Below are 15,983 nucleotides of genomic sequence, written 5' to 3'. Positions count from 1 at the left end.
AAGACATGCATTTTCTGCATGTCTTTTATTTTTCTTTAAGAACATCCTTTAAAGTATCATATGCAAAATCTATTATTTCTGCACAACTTACCTTACTTTTCTTTAAGTCTAAACAAATTTCTGAATTAAACTCTTCTCTTATTCTATTTAGAAGTTCCTTTGAATAAGCTCTGGCCTCATTTTTCTCATCATTACTCTCTCTTCCTTTTATGAAACCAATAGCTACAACTGCTCCATTTACGGCTCCGCATAAACTTCCAACAGCCATTCCTGTTCCCATGCCACTTCCTAAAGATACTGGTATATCCTTATTAAATTCTTCATTATAAGATTTTATAATAGCCTCTGCACAAGTATATCCTTCCTTATGATATTCTGATGGACTTTTCATATTTTTCTCCTTCTTTCTAAAATATCTCTTGTATATTCCACAAAAGATAAGTATTTATAATGTTCTGCAACCTATTAAATTAAACTAGTAAAATAACTTCTAAATAGAATATATAACTTTTATTTTTTAATTTAATATAAGATTAATTACATAATTTATAATATCAAAAATTTCTTTTTATTTCTGTGATTTTACATAAAAAAATTCTAAATAAATTCTTATATATGAAAACTTAAGAATTTATTTAGAATAAATTTTATAGTCTAAAATCTTTTTCTTTTACTATTTCTAAGGTATTTAAAAATTCCTCTATTTCTTCTTTAGTATTATATAATCCTAAACTTACTCTTAACATACCTGGTCTAGGCTTATTGCTATAAGCATATTTTGAAAATTCTTCATCCTTAAGGTTTAAAAGCCTTCTAACATAAGGATGAGCACAAAAAGTTCCATTTCTAATAGATATTCCCCTAAGGTTAGCTAACCTTTCTGATATTACATCATGGTGGATATCTTTAACATTAAAGACAACTACTCCTATTCTATTTTTATAATTAGAATCTCCATATGTTATTATATCTGGCATACCTTTTAAGCCATCTAACAAAGTTTTTTTCAAGTTTTCCTCTAATAATTCTATTTTGTCAAAACCTATAGATTTTATTACTTTAATTGATGATAAAAGTGAACATACTCCTATTATATTAGGGGTTCCTGCTTCAAAACGCTCTGGCTCACTATCTAAAAAGACCTTATTATCTGAAACTAAGTCCACTGCTCCTCCACCTTTTAATAATGGATCTTTATCTTTTATAAGCTCTTTTAATGCAATAATTACCCCTGTTCCAAAGGGAGCATACATTTTATGAGCTGAGAAAACTAGAAAATCTATGTGATCATTATTTCCAGTTCCCCCTATATTTATTGGCTTATGAGCAACTAACTGAGCTGCATCTACTATTATTTTAATTCCATTATCATGAGCCATTTTTGCTATTTCATTTATTGGATTTAAATATCCTGTTACATTAGAGGCACCTGTTATTGTTAAGTATTTTACTTTTCCTTTGTGTTTTTTAATTAATTCTTCTATCTTTTCTTTTTTTAAAAGTCCTAGTTCATCCACTTCAGCATATAAAATATTGCTATTTTCTCTCCAAGGCAAATCATTTGCATGATGTTCCATTCTAGTGCTTATTATATAATCCTTTTTGTTTCCTAAAGAATGTGCTAAAAGATTCAACCCTTCAGTAGCATTTTTTACATATATTACAGTATAATCCTCTGTATTCTTAACATTAAAAAACTCTAAAATCTTTTTTCTTGAGTTTTCATAAAATTCATTACAAAAATTTGCTTTATATCCTTTTCCTCTTCCAATGGAACTATATACATGCAACATGTCACTAACGCATTTTAATCCTTCCTTTAAAGCAGGTGTAGTAGCTGCATTGTCAAGATTAATTGGTACTATCTTTTTTCCATTATAAATAGTTATTTCTTCATCAACGCCTATAAACAATTCTCTAAAATTATTATTCATAACACATCACTCCAATGGTATATATTATTCTAAAGGTTTAAATTAGGTTCTTAAAACATAAGGATTTAATGAAATCCTTTCTAAGCAAACATTTAATTTGATGAAATTCTTCATTATTAGTATAATTGTATGTGATTAATACTATAAATTCGATGATAGGAGTTTTAAAATGATTATTTTAAGCTGTAGACACTTAACTAAAAGTTTTGGTATTGATGAGATTTTAAGAGATATAACATTTAATATAAATGAAGGTGACAAGGTTGGTTTAATAGGACCAAATGGAGAAGGTAAATCAACCTTATTTAAAATTCTTACCAAGCAACTAGATTATGATAGTGGTGAATTATTTTTAGATAAAAACAAAACCCTAGGATATCTCTCTCAGAATTTATCTTTAGATAGTGAAAATACTATTTATGATGAGATGCTTTCTGTATTCTCATCTTTAACGGAACTTGAAGATAAAATTAAAACCTTAGAAGAAAAACTTAATGAACCTTATGATGCTTCAAATGAAGAATATCATAATAAACTTATAAAGGATTATACCTTATCTCAAGAACTTTATGAAAATAGAGGCGGTTATACTTTTAGGGGAGAAATTTCTAGAGTTCTTAAAGGTTTAGGTTTTTTAGAGGAAGATTTCAACAATCAAATTATAAACCTTAGTGGTGGTCAAAAAACTAGATTAGCACTCTGTAAACTGCTTTTAAGAAAACCAGACTTACTTCTTTTAGATGAGCCTACAAACCACTTAGATTTAGAAGCTATAGAATGGCTTGAAGAATATCTTAATGGTTATAAGGGAACAGTCTTTGTTATTTCCCATGATAGATTTTTCTTAGACTCTGTAACAAATACAACCTTTGAACTTATTGGTGGAAAGATACATTGTTATAATGCAAGCTACACAAAATTTCTTGAACTTAGAAAAAAGGATATTGAAGCTAGATTAAAAGCTTATAATCTTCAACAGGCAGAAATAAAAAGACAAGAGGAAATTATAGAAAAGTTCCGTTCATTTAATAGAGAAAAAAGTGTTAGAGCTGCTGAAAGTAGACAAAAAGCTTTAGATAAAATGGATCGTCTAGAGGCACCAGAGGTTATAAAAGAAGCTTCTAAAATAAGCTTTGAAACCTTAGTTAAAAGCGGAAATGATGTTTTACATATTGAAAACCTAAAAAAGAGCTATGATAGTCTTTTATTTGAAAATGTAAATTTAGATTTAAAACGTGGAGAAAAGGTTGCCCTAATAGGGGAAAATGGTAGAGGTAAGACTACTCTATTTAAAATAATAATGGGAATGTTAAAACAGGATTCTGGTTCTGTATCCCTTGGTAAAAACGTATTTACAGGATATTATGACCAAGAGCAATCTAATTTAAATCTCCATAAAACCATAATAGATGAAGTTTGGGATGACTTCCCTAATCTTACTACTACTGAGGTTAGAAATTATCTTGCTTCTTTCCTATTTACTGGTGATGATGTATTTAAAGAAATTTCCCTATTAAGTGGTGGTGAAAAGTGTAAGATAAACCTTTTAAAACTTATGCTTTCAAAGGCCAATCTTCTTCTCTTAGATGAGCCTACAAATCACTTAGATATTATGTCTAGAGAAGCCCTAGAAGATGCAATTTTAAGTTATGATGGAACTTTAATAGTAATTTCCCATGATAGATACTTCCTAAATAAAGTAATTAACAAAATTGTTGAACTTCAAGAAAATGGTCTTAAAACATACTTAGGAAATTACAATTATTATATGGATAAGAAAGCTAATCCTAATAGATATGAAGATATTGATGAGGAAATAAACCAAGGTAAAACAAAAACACAAATAAAAGAAGAAAGAAAAAAGAAAAAATCTGCTGAAAAATCAGCTAGAGCTTTAAGAGCTCAACTTAGAGATGTTGAAAATTTAATTCCTCAAAAAGAAGAAGAACTTGAAAAACTTCAAGGAATGCTTTGTACTGAGGAAGTTTATTCAAATCCAGAGGAAAGTGTAAGAGTAAATAAAGAAATTAATTCAGTTCAAGAAGAAATAGATTCTCTTTACGCTACTTGGGAAGAGCTTTCTGAATCTCTTGAGGAATAAAATAATAAAAGAATTTATTCATATAACAATCTAAAAAGAGAATGCATGGAAAGTTCTTTTAAAAAAAATTTCCCATGTATTCTCTTTTAAATTGAACTTAAATAAAAGAGTGTATTAAAATAAATTTCTTAAAGTTATTTTAATACACCATTTCTTTATTTATCTATTTTGTTCCTGTAGTACCAAATCCACCACGATCTTTGTTTCCAAAGGATTCTACCTCTTCAAACTCTATTTCTGGCATAACTTCCATAATTCTAAATTGACCTATTTTATCCCCTTTTCTTATCCAAGTTCCTTTAACTTCTTCCCCATTCTCACTTTCAATGTCTTTTCCCTGTAAGCAATAAACAGGCATATGCCACTGATCATTATCTCCTATATATGTATCATCTACAACACCAACACTATTAGTTTGTATAATTCCCCAAGTTTTAAAAGTTGAACTTCTAGGTGCTAAATGTCCTTCCCATCCTTCTGGAAGTTCTAAAGCAAATCCTAAAGGTACCATTGCTCTCTCTCCACATTTAACAAATACATCCTTATTAGCATATACATCTATCCAATTACCCTTTGTTATTTTTTTTAATTTAGTTGCTTTATCAAAATACTTAATTCTAATTATCATATCAAATTCCTTTCTTTTGTTTAATCTATATAATTTTTTAGAAATAAAATTAAACTATAGCTATTATATAATTTTATTTATAAAAATTAAAGCCCACAGAATATTCTGTGAGCTTCTAAATAATTTTATTCTAATTATTGACAGCTTGCTTCACTATTGCATCTACAACGTATAGGTGGTCTATTACAGTCTTCCCTATCTCTTAATTTGTTGATTATTACTACTTTAGCATATTTATTTCTTGGAGAAATACATACTTCATAGCATGGATAGTATTCTGGTGCTTCAAAGTAGCAACGGTCTACAGGTTGTTTAACAGCATATAATCCATCTTCTAAACATTTAAAACAAACCTTACCACAACGATCTGTATATTTACAATCTACAAGTTCAAAACCAGTGTTACAATCTACTTTATATAATTCTATTGGCATTCCACTTATTGGTTCACCATCAGAACATCCTAATAAAGATTGTACTTCAATAGTTCCTTTCTTAGGAATTGGTTTTGGTTGAGGTCTCTTACAACAATCTCTTCCATCATCACAGCATCCATGATTATGATCATGATGATTGCAATGATCATGATGATCACAATGATTGTGATGGTCATGGTTATCACAGTGATTATGATGATAGTTATTATATCTTGCATCTTCAAATAATTCTTCTAATTCATTTAATTCTATTCCTTGAGAATCACATTGGTAATCTTTATAATCCATAATTTACCCTCCTAGGTTTTATCATATGATTAATATATATTATGACTACCAATTACAAATTGTTACATTTTATGTGTTTTAATGTCTATTCACTATCAAGTATTTTTTCAGCTAGTTTTTTATATATATTTGCTTTATCCACAAGCATTGCAGATAAAAGTAATTTCTTTTCACTACTTTCTAGTGAATTAAATTCTTCTCCTAAATTATTTAAATCTATATTAATTTCCTGCTTTATATCTTCTATATTCTTTTCTTGTCCCTTTAAATATATTTTATAGAGCTTTCTTATATCCTCTGAATTAAATTCTTCCTTATTATATCCCTCAACAATATCTCCTAGAGCTAGTTTTATATCACTAAGGGCTAATATACCCTTCATATTATATATAAAGCACATAAGTATAATATGTTCCTTACTATACTTTTTATTTTTTATATCCATTAACAATTTTCCCTTTGCATAATTGTTAATCATAGTTTTAGTTAAAATCTTATCTTCTTCAAATCTCTTATTTCCACCTAATTTATTTTCAAATAATTGTATTACTTGATCCATATATAAATCTAATTCTGGTATATCCTCTAAATTAATATTATTATCTAAATTTAAACTCTCTAATAAATCATTTAAATTCATAAAATCACTTCCATTCCATTTAATTTATCACATAGTTTCTAAAACTACATTTCATCCTATATATATTATATTATAAGGAAATCAAAATAAATTCAAGCTATTTGGCAATATTATCTACATATCATTAAAATTCTCCCTAATTTAAAGGTTGATATATTCCTATATTTAAAGGATAATTGTAATATGATAGTAAGTAGTTTCGAAAACTACTTGAAAACTTTTTCCTTGGAGGTATGTTATGAAAAATACGTTTTTTAGAGAGCCAATAAATGGTTTTACTCATTTATTTGGTGCTATTTTATCAATATTCGCCTTAGTGGCACTAACAGCTAAAGCTACTTATATATACGGGATTGGATTACCACTTTTATCAGTTATTCTATTTGGTTTTTCATTAGTGTTGCTTTATAGTGCCTCTGCTATATACCATTTAGTTAATGCAAAGGAAAAAACTATAGCATTTTTAAGACGTTTAGACCATTCTATGATCTTTATACTTATCTGCGGAAGTTATATGCCTTATTGTCTTATTGGTCTTGAAGGTAAAGCTCAAATTTTTATAACTTCTTTAATAGTAATTCTTACGATTTTAGGTATTTTATTTAAGATGGTTTGGTTTAATTGTCCTAGAATTCTTTCTACTCTTATGTATATAGGAATGGGATGGATTTCTTTAGGTGCTATTCCATTTTTCAAAAACATACCTGCTTTAGCATTAATTTGGTTAGCAATAGGTGGAGTTATATATACAATTGGTGGAATAATTTATGCACTTAAACCAAAATTTCTTGAATTTAATAACTTAGGATTCCATGAAATATTTCATATATTCATATTATTAGGAAGCCTATGTCACTTTATATCAATTTTCTTTTATCTACTATAAAAGAAAAGAAAGGATAGTAATACTAAAAAATAAGTATTACTATCCTTTTTTTTTATATATCTGAATTTTTAATTTTATCTATAAATATTTCTAAGTTTTTAGAAATAAATTTATCCTTATGATATATAAGATATAAATCTCTACTTACCTTAATATCATCTATTTTTATTTCTTTAATTAAGCCTTCATTGATTCTTTCATCTATAGCTTTACAAGAAACACAGGCTATACCAAGTCCTGTTTCTACAACTCTTACAATAGCCTCTGTATTTCCAAGTTCCATATATACATTGTAGTTGCACCCTTTGTTTATAAGATAATTTTCTATAATTTCTCTTGTACCACTTCCAGGCTCCCTCATAATAAATTTTTCATCTTCTAAGTCTTTTAAAGTTATTTTATCCTTTGAAAATATAGGATTATTAGGATTTGCTATAAATATTAACTCATCCTTTCCTATATCAAAAACTTCTAATTCATCTGATTTTACATATCCTTCTACTAAAGCAATATCAACCTTATTTTCCATAATAAGCTCTTCTATTAACTGTGTATTCTCTATTATTAAAGAGATTTCTATATTTTTATGTAACTCATTGAATTCCTTTATTAACTCTGGAAGTATATATATACCTATTGTTGTACTTGCACCTATAACTATTTTCCCTTTTTGACCTTCTTTACTACTTCTAATGGTACTATTTGCCTCTTCATAAAGGTTTAAAATTCTTCTACTATATTCAAAGTATACTTCACCCTCATGAGTGAGATAAAGCCTTTTACCTATTCTATCAAAAAGTTTAACATCAAGATCACTTTCTAATTCAGCTATGGCTTGACTTATAGATGGCTGACTTATATACATAGACTTAGCTACTTTAGTCATATTTAAACATTTAGCTGTTTCAAAAAATATTTTTAACTTTCTAAAATTCATTAAATCAATCCTTATTTATCATCTTTTACTTCTTCAAAATCAACATCAATAACAGGGCCATCATCTTGCATATCAGCCTCTGATTTCTTTTCTTCTTTTGTAAATGTGTAAGTATAAGTTTCTGTTTTTTCTTTTTTGTTTTTATTAACATACTTTCTTATAAATTTAAAGTACACCCATCCTATAAGGATCAGTATTGCAACTCCTATTAAAACATAAGGTAATACCCAAATTGCAAAAGCGAATATAAGTATTGTAACAATTATTCCTAATAATATTCTTAAATACTTCTCCATATATTATCACTCTCTTTATATTTTTTATTTTATTAATTATAACATAAAGTGAAAGAAATAAAAAACAATTATTCCTTTCTAATTTGTAACCTAATGTGCTTATATTTAATGCTTTTTTTGAAAATACTAATTAAGATGTTTTAAATATAGAAATAATACTTAAGGAAGTGATAAAATGAAAAAATTTGTTTTTTTACTAATTACATTAATATTTTCTTTTTCAGCCTTAGCTACCTCTTCAAAACCTATTAAAGCAGCTGAATTAGAAGAAAGCACAAAAAAAATATTTTTAACCTTTGATGATGGCCCTGGTGGTAAGGTTACAGAAGAAATTTTAAACACCCTTAAAGAAAATGATGTAAAAGCTACATTTTTTTTAATAGGAGAACTAGTAGAAAAACACCCTGATTTAGTTAAAAGAATGAATGATGAGGGTCATTCCATAGGAGTACACACCTTTACCCATGAGAGAAATAAAATTTACAGAAATGACTCCTCATTCCTAGAAGAAAACTTAAAAGCTCAAGAATCCATAGAAAAAGTTATTGGAAAGAAAGTATTTTCTCTTAGATTTCCATTTGGTTCTAATAATAGTACATATACCTTAAAAAAATCCTTAGTAGACTCCTTACATAAACAAGGCTTTAGAATATATGATTGGACGGTAGATAGCACTGATGCTCTTAATCCAAACCTAAGCCCAAGTTCTATAGTTCAAAAGTCAATTTCTAATTCTGATTATATTGTACTTTTAATGCATTGTGGATATTCTAATAATAATTCTGCTAAAGCATTGCCATCAATCATAAAACATTTTAAATCAGCTGGATATAGCTTTGAAGTAATAGATGAAAGTACTCCTGAAATTTATAGATTAAAAAATAAATGTTGAGATTATCTCTCAACATTTATTTTGTTCCTAAGGATAAAATAGATTCAACTAAGGTTTTAGCTATGCATTCCCCTTTTTCAGCCACTTCAGATTCATCCTTAATATTTAGATTTAAGTCTATTATTATACTTGGTTTATCCATATATAAAAGATTATAAACTTCGGCCTTCTTAACGCCCTTATTCTTATAATTGCTTAATTCAAAAAATGAGCATATATTCTCTGCAAACTTTCTCCCCTTTGAATCAAATTCTTCTACAAAGCAAAAAATTTCATTTGACTTTGAAAAATCAATATTTAAAGTGATATGCAAATCTGATTCACTTCTATTTACTCTTTTCACTATGCTTTTTAACTTTTCTCCATTTGAAATAAAAAATTCATTATAGGGAGTAAAATCAATAAACCTTAAATTATTTTGAGCTACTTCCTTCTTAAAAAAATAAAGAATAGTTCTTTGAATTTTTTCTTTTAAATCATCTGATGTATCTTTGTCTATAATATGCCCTTTACCTAAGTCCAAACTTATAATGGCACCTTGAGCTAAATACATATTATCCTCCTATGTTAAAGGGTTTTAATTTATAATATGTCCTTAATTGTCAAAGTGCCATTATCTTACCTATTTCACTATACTTTTATTTATAATATTTAAAAATTAATAGTCTAACCTATTTTCTTACTATAGACTTATGTCCATTTTCATAAATAACTAATTCTAATTGTGGATTAATTTCTTCAACAAAGGCTTTTATCCATGAATTTCTTAAATCATGAAACTCATTTACATCTCCTCCTACACTTTCCCAAAATCTTTCATGTAGGTCTCTACTCATATGCCATACTATTTTTTCAGGAGAATTTTCTAAAATCTCATTAATTCTATCACAAGGCATACCATCTAATATATAATCATTTAAAGAATTATACACTTCTAAAATATTTTCCCTATCTATTTTTCCTTTGCACTCATCTGCATTTATTTTTCCATGGTTTTCATAAAGCTCTATAAGCTCCTTCTTTACTCCCTTATCTTCCTTTAACATATTAGTTATATAATATGCACATCTACTCTCAGCTGAATTTATTCTTCCTTCTAACCAACCATGTATATTACTTTCATCTATTATTTCATCTAAAGGTTTATTTGGAGTTTTTTCTCCAAAATTTAAATTTGCATAAGAAACCCACTCCTCTACTGGCATATTTCTTTCCTTTGCTATTTTTAAAACTTCTTCCTCTAGATTTTCAAACCACTTTATTTTATCAAATAACCAAAAATGGATTTTTCCTAAAAATAAACTCATACTTTCACCTCTTAATATAATTTATAAATCAATTATATTTTATCTTTCCCTATTCTTCTGTAACATAGGTTACCTTCAAGATAATTTCTGTAAACTTTTTGTAAATAAAATAGCTATTTCCTAATTAATAACGTTTCAAATCGTTCTACGAAATTGTAAATGTACCATTTAAGTAATATAATAGAAATCGACTGTTTTATAAGGAGTTGATATATTTCAATGTACAAACCAAAGTTAATTTCTCTTTTAGATGATAAAGAGAACGGATTTTCAAAAGAACAATTTTTTAAAGATTTAATCGCTGGGATAATAGTTGCTATTATAGCACTTCCCCTATCTATTGCATTAGGTATTTCTTCAGGGGTGTCTCCTGAGAAAGGATTAATAACTGCAATCATAGCTGGATTTATAATTTCATTATTAGGAGGAAGTAGAGTTCAAATTGGTGGGCCTACTGGTGCCTTTGTTGTTATAGTATTTGGTATTATACAAAATCATGGAGTTGATGGACTAATAATTGCCACATTTATGGCTGGTATTATTCTTGTTTTATTTGGTTTATTACGATTTGGTAGCTTAATAAAATACATACCTTATCCAATAACGGTAGGATTTACTTCTGGTATAGCTGTAACTCTTTTCTCAACACAGGTTAAGGATTTTTTAGGACTTTCAATGACTAAAACCCCTTCTGAGTTTATACCTAAGTGGGAAGCTTACATATCTCATATGAACACTACAAACCTTTATACATTAGCTATAGGATTACTAGCACTTATTATTTTAATCTTTTGGCCAAAAATAAATAAAAAGATTCCAGGATCTTTAATAGCTTTAATAGTAACAACTTTAGTAGTATTTATATTTAATTTACCAGTTGCAACAATAGGAAGTCAATTTGGTAAAATAAGCTCAAATATTCCAATGCCTCATATTCCTAACCTAAATCTTAATACATTAAAAGCATTAATCGGACCTGCTTTTACAATAGCGCTTTTAGGTGGAATTGAATCTTTATTATCTGCTGTTGTTTCAGATGGTATGATTGGAGACAAGCATAATTCAAATGCAGAACTTATAGCACAAGGAATAGCTAATATGGGTTCTTCTCTATTTGGAGGAATTCCTGCTACTGGAGCAATTGCTAGAACTGCTGCCAATGTTAAAAATGGGGGAAGAACTCCTATTTCGGGTATAGTTCATTCAATAACTTTATTACTTATAATGCTTGTATTTATGCCTCTTGCTAAATTCATTCCATTAACTACTTTATCAGCAATATTAATAATTGTTTCATATAACATGAGTGAATGGAGAACTTTTAAAGCAATACTTAAGGCTCCTAAAAGTGATATAGCTATATTACTAACAACATTTTTCTTAACAGTATTATTTGATTTAGTAATTGCTATAGGAATAGGAATGGTAGTTTCTATGTGCTTATTTATGAGAAGAGTTGCTACTTCTATAGAAGTAAATGAATTAAATGAAAGTGACTGTTCTGATAAATCTAATATAGATACTGATATGGAAAATCTTAAGGTTGGAGAAAATGTCTTAGTCTATGATATAAGAGGTCACCTTTTCTTTGGTGCTGTAGATACATTTATGAATACAATGAAGGAAATAAATGATGATGCAAAGGTTCTTGTTTTAAGAATGAGACATACTAAGACTTTAGATGTTACAGGATATAAACAAATAAAAAATATAGCTCTAAGTTGTAAGTCTCGTAATATGACTTTAATAATATCTGAATTACAAGAACAGCCAAAAAAAGTTATGAGACTTATGGGATTTATAGATACTTTAGGTGAAGATCACTTTGCTACAAATTTTGATGAAGCTTTAGAAAAAGCAAATTCTTTAATTTAAAATAAAAGACACTAGTAATTACTAGTGTCTTTTTCATTTTCTATTCTTCAGATTCTATATTTTGTAACTCTAATTCTAAGTTTTCCATATCTTTTTTATTTTTTTGGTTTTTATCATATAACAGTGATGCTACAAAAGCACTTCCTGCTAGGGCTAATAGAGCAAGTTTTCCTTTTTTTATTTTTTTACTCATAATCTCACCTCACCACATTTATATATTTATGTAGGATTAAAGTTTAAGCCTACAAGAAAATACAAAATATTTTATTCTATTTATTTAAATCGTATTTTTCTTCTTCCCAAGTTGTTTTCTCTAATTTAGCTAAAACAGTATCTAAAGCCATGTCTGGATGAATTGTTTCCTCATGTGATATTGTTATATTAGACATAGTCATAGCAAATTTAACAATATCCTCTATAGGCATTTTATTCATATATCCGTATCCTAATCCAGCTACAAAAGAGTCCCCTGCTCCTGTAACATTTTTAACATCAACTTCTGTTGCCTTTATTTTACCGCAAGATACACCGTCATTATAGAATATACCGTCAGCATCTAAACTTATAAATACCTTTTTAATTCCTAAACCTAAGAAATAATTACTTGCCTTTATTAAGTCATCTGTATCTGTTATAGGGAAACCTGCTAATATTTCTGCTTCATGTCTATTAGGTTTTATTGTATGGAAATCCTTTATAAGATGTTTTACCCAGCTTGCTTTTTCTGCTGATACTGGATCTAAGATAAAGTTAGTTTTATCCTTAAAGTTCTTTAATAAATATTCCATTATTTCTGGATTATCAGAATCTAAAACTGTATATTCAGCATTCTCAAAGATTTCTCTTTTAGAATCTATGAAATCAGTATTCATAGCTCCTATACTTTTCATATCTGCAATAGCAGAAACCATTTCACCATTTTCATCTAAAATAGCTAAGTAAGTTGGAGTGCTTCCACCTTCTATTACCATAGAATCGTCCATATGATATCCTATTTTCTTTGAGTGCTCTACTATACTCTTTCCATGCTCATCATTACCTAATATGGACATAAAATTAGTATTTACGCCTACTCTTGCCATATTTTCAGCAATGTTTCTACAAACGCCCCCAAAAGATATCTTTACATGACCTGGTGTTGAGTTATAGGGTCTATAACTGGCCTTACTAAATCCAAACACATCCACTACAGAAGCTCCAAATACCAATAAATATGGTTCTTTTCTTAAGTTCATTTAATTAATCCTCCCTATTTTAAAAAACATAAATTATAATTATTCAGCAACAAACTGATTGTTTTCTCTATTATATATGTATCCACAGTCTTTAAGTCTTTGTCCAATAATATCTTTTTCAATTCCTAAATCATCACACAAACTTTCTATATCACTATAGTAATCTCTTAATTTTAAATTTATAATACTAAGTAACATATATGGATCCATCTCTCTATAATTACCAATGTCCATTAAAAAAATCTCTCCTTTAAAAAGTGCTTTAATATTATTATATACAACTTATTTAACTTCTACAATTTTTTATTTAATTTATTATCATATTTTTATTTAATTTATTATCACATTTTAATAAATCTGCATAGTATGTTATTAGGTTAATTATACTAACTTAACCTCCTGTTTAAAAAATCACTATAACTCTTACTATACTATATTTACTTCTTTGCATTTACAATAAAAACCGTTGATAATCAACGGTTTTTATTGTTTTATATATTTTTTCTTTTACTTTTTATTTCAAATATTAAAAATAATAAAAGTGTACTTAACTCAGTTATTGGAATTGTTAGCCATACTCCATAAACCCCTATAATTCTTGGTAAGACTATTATAAATATAATAACAAATACTAATCCTCTAAGTGTTGATAAAAGAGATGATTCCTTTGATTTTTCAACTGCTTGTAAATAAGCTATGTTAAGTATGTTGCTTCCATTAAATAAGAATGCTATAAAGTATAGATATATTCCCTGTCTAGTTATACTTAATAATCTTCCCCTATCACTTGTAAATAGTCCTATCATTTGATTTGGTAATAATAGTCCCATACCTAGAAAACCTACACCTAAAATTAGTACTATTATTCTTGTTAACCTTAAGAATTCTTTAACACGTTCTTCCTTTTTAGCTCCAAAATTTACGCTTATTAAAGGTTGAACCCCTTGGGATACTCCATTAAAGACTGCCATGAATATTAAAACTATGTTTGTAATTATTCCATAGGCTGAAACTCCTAAGTCTCCTTCAAATTTATATATTACAATATTAAAAATAAATATGACAAAGCCTGCTGATATTTCATTTAAGAAACTAGGCACTCCATTTTTAAGTACCTTTCCTATATTATCTAAATTTATTCCTCCAAGTTCTATATGCATGGTATTATTTTTCTTTATAAAATGTATTGATAAAACTCCTAAGGCTACCAATTGCCCTATAGATGTTGCTAAAGCTGCTCCAAACATTCCTAGATTAAATATATATATAAATACATAGTCTAGTACTATATTAGTTGTATTTGATCCTATTACTGCATACATAGCTAATTTAGGCTCTCTATCATTTCTAACAAAAACAATAAATGCAGATGCAAAAATAAAAGCAGGATTAAAGGCTAAAATAATCTTTAAATATTCTTTAGCTAAAGGAAAGGTTGCTTCTGAAGCTCCAAGCATATAAACTATTTTATCTAAAAAGAAAACTTCTAATAAACTTATTATTATACAAAATATGATAGTTGCAAATACTGCCGAAGTAAATATTCTATTTACCCTATGGAATTTTTTTTGCCCCATAGCTACGGATAGGGCTGTTGCTCCTCCAACTCCAATAGTAAGCCCTATGGCACTATATAAATTATATATTGGCAAGGCTATATTTAGTGCAGCTAAGCCTAATTCTCCGATTTTATGACCTATAAACATGGTGTCAAATAATATACACACTGATAAGCCTAACATTCCTGCAACTGAAGGTATCATATATTTTCTTAATAATGTACTTTCTTTATCCTGTAGTAAATCTAATTTTTTGCTCATTGTACCCCTCCTTTATAATCTTATTCTTTTAAAATAAGTAGAATTTTATCTTCTATATTATTTTTTTCTTTTGATTTTTGTACATCTTTAAATTTATCCATTAAACTAACTGGGTTACCACCTAATAAAAATATATTATCTCCTAAGCTTAAGGCCTCATTTATGTCATGGGTAACCATTATAACTGTATTATTTTTTTCTAAATGATTTTTTTTAAATATCTCAATAATATCTTCTTTGCTACTTTTATCTAAGGATTTAAAGGGTTCATCCATTAAAAGGAGTTCTCCATTATAAAGAAGTGCCCTAGCTATATTTGCTCTTTGCCTCATACCTCCACTTAACTCTTTAGGATATGAGTTCATACAATCCCCTAGTTCAACTTCTCTTAGGATATTTTTAATTTTTTCTTTTCTTTCATCCTTTGCGTAAGTTTTTAATAAGGGAAGTTCCATGTTAGTGTATATACTATTCCATTCAATAAGCCTATCCTCTTGAAACACATAGGCTATTTTTTTAGGAACTCCTATAATTTCGCCTGAGTTAATCTCTTCAAGATTAGCTATTATATTTAATAAAGTGCTTTTTCCACACCCAGATTTCCCTAAAATACAGTTTATTTTTCCCTCTTCAAAGGTTAAAGAAAATTTATCATATATTTTTTTACTTCCAAAATTCTTTTCTATATTTATTAATTTAATACTCAT

At 27.8% G+C, this 15,983-nt stretch carries 18 protein-coding genes; 4 read left to right on the top strand and 14 right to left on the bottom strand.

From position 1 onward, the window contains the following. Nucleotides 1–25: 25 nt before the first annotated feature. Together I6G60_RS08010 and I6G60_RS08005 are read right to left on the bottom strand one after the other, a co-directional pair. The gene (locus tag I6G60_RS08010; protein WP_003454615.1) at nucleotides 26–391 is read right to left on the bottom strand and encodes a C-GCAxxG-C-C family protein; all 366 of its coding nucleotides are present in this window, start codon (nucleotides 389–391) and stop codon (nucleotides 26–28) included. Between the two features lie 256 nt (nucleotides 392–647). Continuing rightward, nucleotides 648–1,934 (bottom strand): aminotransferase class V-fold PLP-dependent enzyme, encoded by a 1,287-nt coding sequence (locus tag I6G60_RS08005; protein ID WP_011010462.1) that lies wholly within the window; start codon nucleotides 1,932–1,934, stop codon nucleotides 648–650. A 169-nt stretch (nucleotides 1,935–2,103) separates the two neighbouring features. On the opposite strand from I6G60_RS08005, the gene abc-f reads away from it, so the two are divergent. Then, a complete protein-coding gene (gene abc-f, locus I6G60_RS08000) occupies nucleotides 2,104–4,035 on the top strand; it encodes a ribosomal protection-like ABC-F family protein (RefSeq protein WP_003457209.1) in 1,932 nt (643 codons plus the stop codon). Between the two features lie 163 nt (nucleotides 4,036–4,198). On the opposite strand, the gene I6G60_RS07995 is transcribed toward abc-f, so the two are convergent. The 3 genes from I6G60_RS07995 to I6G60_RS07985 form a co-directional block, all read right to left on the bottom strand. After that, on the bottom strand, nucleotides 4,199–4,663 hold the full coding sequence (locus I6G60_RS07995) for a dUTP diphosphatase (RefSeq protein WP_003468316.1): 465 nt from the start codon (nucleotides 4,661–4,663) through the stop codon (nucleotides 4,199–4,201). A 134-nt stretch (nucleotides 4,664–4,797) separates the two neighbouring features. Then, nucleotides 4,798–5,388: a hypothetical protein gene (locus I6G60_RS07990; protein ID WP_003463726.1), complete on the bottom strand. Its 591-nt coding sequence runs from the start codon at nucleotides 5,386–5,388 to the stop codon at nucleotides 4,798–4,800. An 85-nt stretch (nucleotides 5,389–5,473) separates the two neighbouring features. Continuing rightward, on the bottom strand, nucleotides 5,474–6,028 hold the full coding sequence (locus tag I6G60_RS07985; protein WP_003454691.1) for a DUF1836 domain-containing protein: 555 nt from the start codon (nucleotides 6,026–6,028) through the stop codon (nucleotides 5,474–5,476). A gap of 238 nt (nucleotides 6,029–6,266) precedes the next feature. Between I6G60_RS07985 and trhA the strand changes: the two genes are divergently transcribed. Then, nucleotides 6,267–6,914 carry a PAQR family membrane homeostasis protein TrhA gene (gene trhA, locus I6G60_RS07980; protein WP_003481593.1) on the top strand — a complete coding sequence of 216 codons (648 nt, stop codon included), beginning with the start codon at nucleotides 6,267–6,269 and terminating at the stop codon, nucleotides 6,912–6,914. A gap of 52 nt (nucleotides 6,915–6,966) precedes the next feature. On the opposite strand, the gene I6G60_RS07975 is transcribed toward trhA, so the two are convergent. Both I6G60_RS07975 and I6G60_RS07970 read right to left on the bottom strand, forming a co-directional pair. Continuing rightward, the gene (locus tag I6G60_RS07975) at nucleotides 6,967–7,851 is read right to left on the bottom strand and encodes a selenium metabolism-associated LysR family transcriptional regulator (protein ID WP_003457153.1); all 885 of its coding nucleotides are present in this window, start codon (nucleotides 7,849–7,851) and stop codon (nucleotides 6,967–6,969) included. Nucleotides 7,852–7,862: 11 nt separating this feature from the next. Further along, nucleotides 7,863–8,147 (bottom strand): hypothetical protein, encoded by a 285-nt coding sequence (locus tag I6G60_RS07970; RefSeq protein WP_003454593.1) that lies wholly within the window; start codon nucleotides 8,145–8,147, stop codon nucleotides 7,863–7,865. A gap of 175 nt (nucleotides 8,148–8,322) precedes the next feature. On the opposite strand from I6G60_RS07970, the gene I6G60_RS07965 reads away from it, so the two are divergent. Beyond that, complete coding sequence (locus tag I6G60_RS07965) at nucleotides 8,323–9,039, top strand: polysaccharide deacetylase family protein (protein ID WP_011590855.1); 717 nt, start codon at nucleotides 8,323–8,325, stop codon at nucleotides 9,037–9,039. Nucleotides 9,040–9,055: 16 nt separating this feature from the next. Here I6G60_RS07965 and I6G60_RS07960 read toward each other — a convergent pair whose 3' ends face one another. After that, nucleotides 9,056–9,592, bottom strand: a complete 537-nt coding sequence (locus tag I6G60_RS07960) for a hypothetical protein (protein ID WP_011590856.1) — start codon at nucleotides 9,590–9,592, stop codon at nucleotides 9,056–9,058. A gap of 118 nt (nucleotides 9,593–9,710) precedes the next feature. Further along, nucleotides 9,711–10,346 carry a hypothetical protein gene (locus I6G60_RS07955; protein ID WP_011590857.1) on the bottom strand — a complete coding sequence of 212 codons (636 nt, stop codon included), beginning with the start codon at nucleotides 10,344–10,346 and terminating at the stop codon, nucleotides 9,711–9,713. Nucleotides 10,347–10,565: 219 nt separating this feature from the next. Here I6G60_RS07955 and I6G60_RS07950 point away from each other — a divergent pair, with 219 nt between their 5' ends. Beyond that, entirely contained in the window at nucleotides 10,566–12,221 is a 1,656-nt protein-coding gene (locus tag I6G60_RS07950) for a SulP family inorganic anion transporter (protein ID WP_003457300.1), read from the top strand. 40 nt (nucleotides 12,222–12,261) lie between these two features. Here I6G60_RS07950 and I6G60_RS07945 read toward each other — a convergent pair whose 3' ends face one another. The 5 genes from I6G60_RS07945 to I6G60_RS07925 all read right to left on the bottom strand — a co-directional run bounded on the left by I6G60_RS07945 (nucleotide 12,262) and on the right by I6G60_RS07925 (nucleotide 15,983). Beyond that, a complete protein-coding gene (locus I6G60_RS07945; RefSeq protein WP_003457268.1) occupies nucleotides 12,262–12,414 on the bottom strand; it encodes a hypothetical protein in 153 nt (50 codons plus the stop codon). Between the two features lie 76 nt (nucleotides 12,415–12,490). Beyond that, nucleotides 12,491–13,456, bottom strand: a complete 966-nt coding sequence (locus I6G60_RS07940; RefSeq protein WP_003454665.1) for a carbohydrate kinase family protein — start codon at nucleotides 13,454–13,456, stop codon at nucleotides 12,491–12,493. Between the two features lie 39 nt (nucleotides 13,457–13,495). Further along, the gene (locus tag I6G60_RS07935) at nucleotides 13,496–13,690 is read right to left on the bottom strand and encodes a DUF4250 domain-containing protein (RefSeq protein WP_003454644.1); all 195 of its coding nucleotides are present in this window, start codon (nucleotides 13,688–13,690) and stop codon (nucleotides 13,496–13,498) included. 257 nt (nucleotides 13,691–13,947) lie between these two features. Beyond that, nucleotides 13,948–15,276, bottom strand: a complete 1,329-nt coding sequence (locus tag I6G60_RS07930) for an MATE family efflux transporter (protein ID WP_003457235.1) — start codon at nucleotides 15,274–15,276, stop codon at nucleotides 13,948–13,950. 20 nt (nucleotides 15,277–15,296) lie between these two features. Next, a complete protein-coding gene (locus I6G60_RS07925; RefSeq protein WP_011590858.1) occupies nucleotides 15,297–15,983 on the bottom strand; it encodes an ABC transporter ATP-binding protein in 687 nt (228 codons plus the stop codon).

Source organism: Clostridium perfringens, assembly GCF_016027375.1.
Lineage (GTDB): Bacteria > Bacillota > Clostridia > Clostridiales > Clostridiaceae > Sarcina > Sarcina perfringens.
The sequence above is the reverse complement of the archived record's forward strand: the minus strand, read 5'-3'. Positions and strand labels throughout refer to the sequence as shown.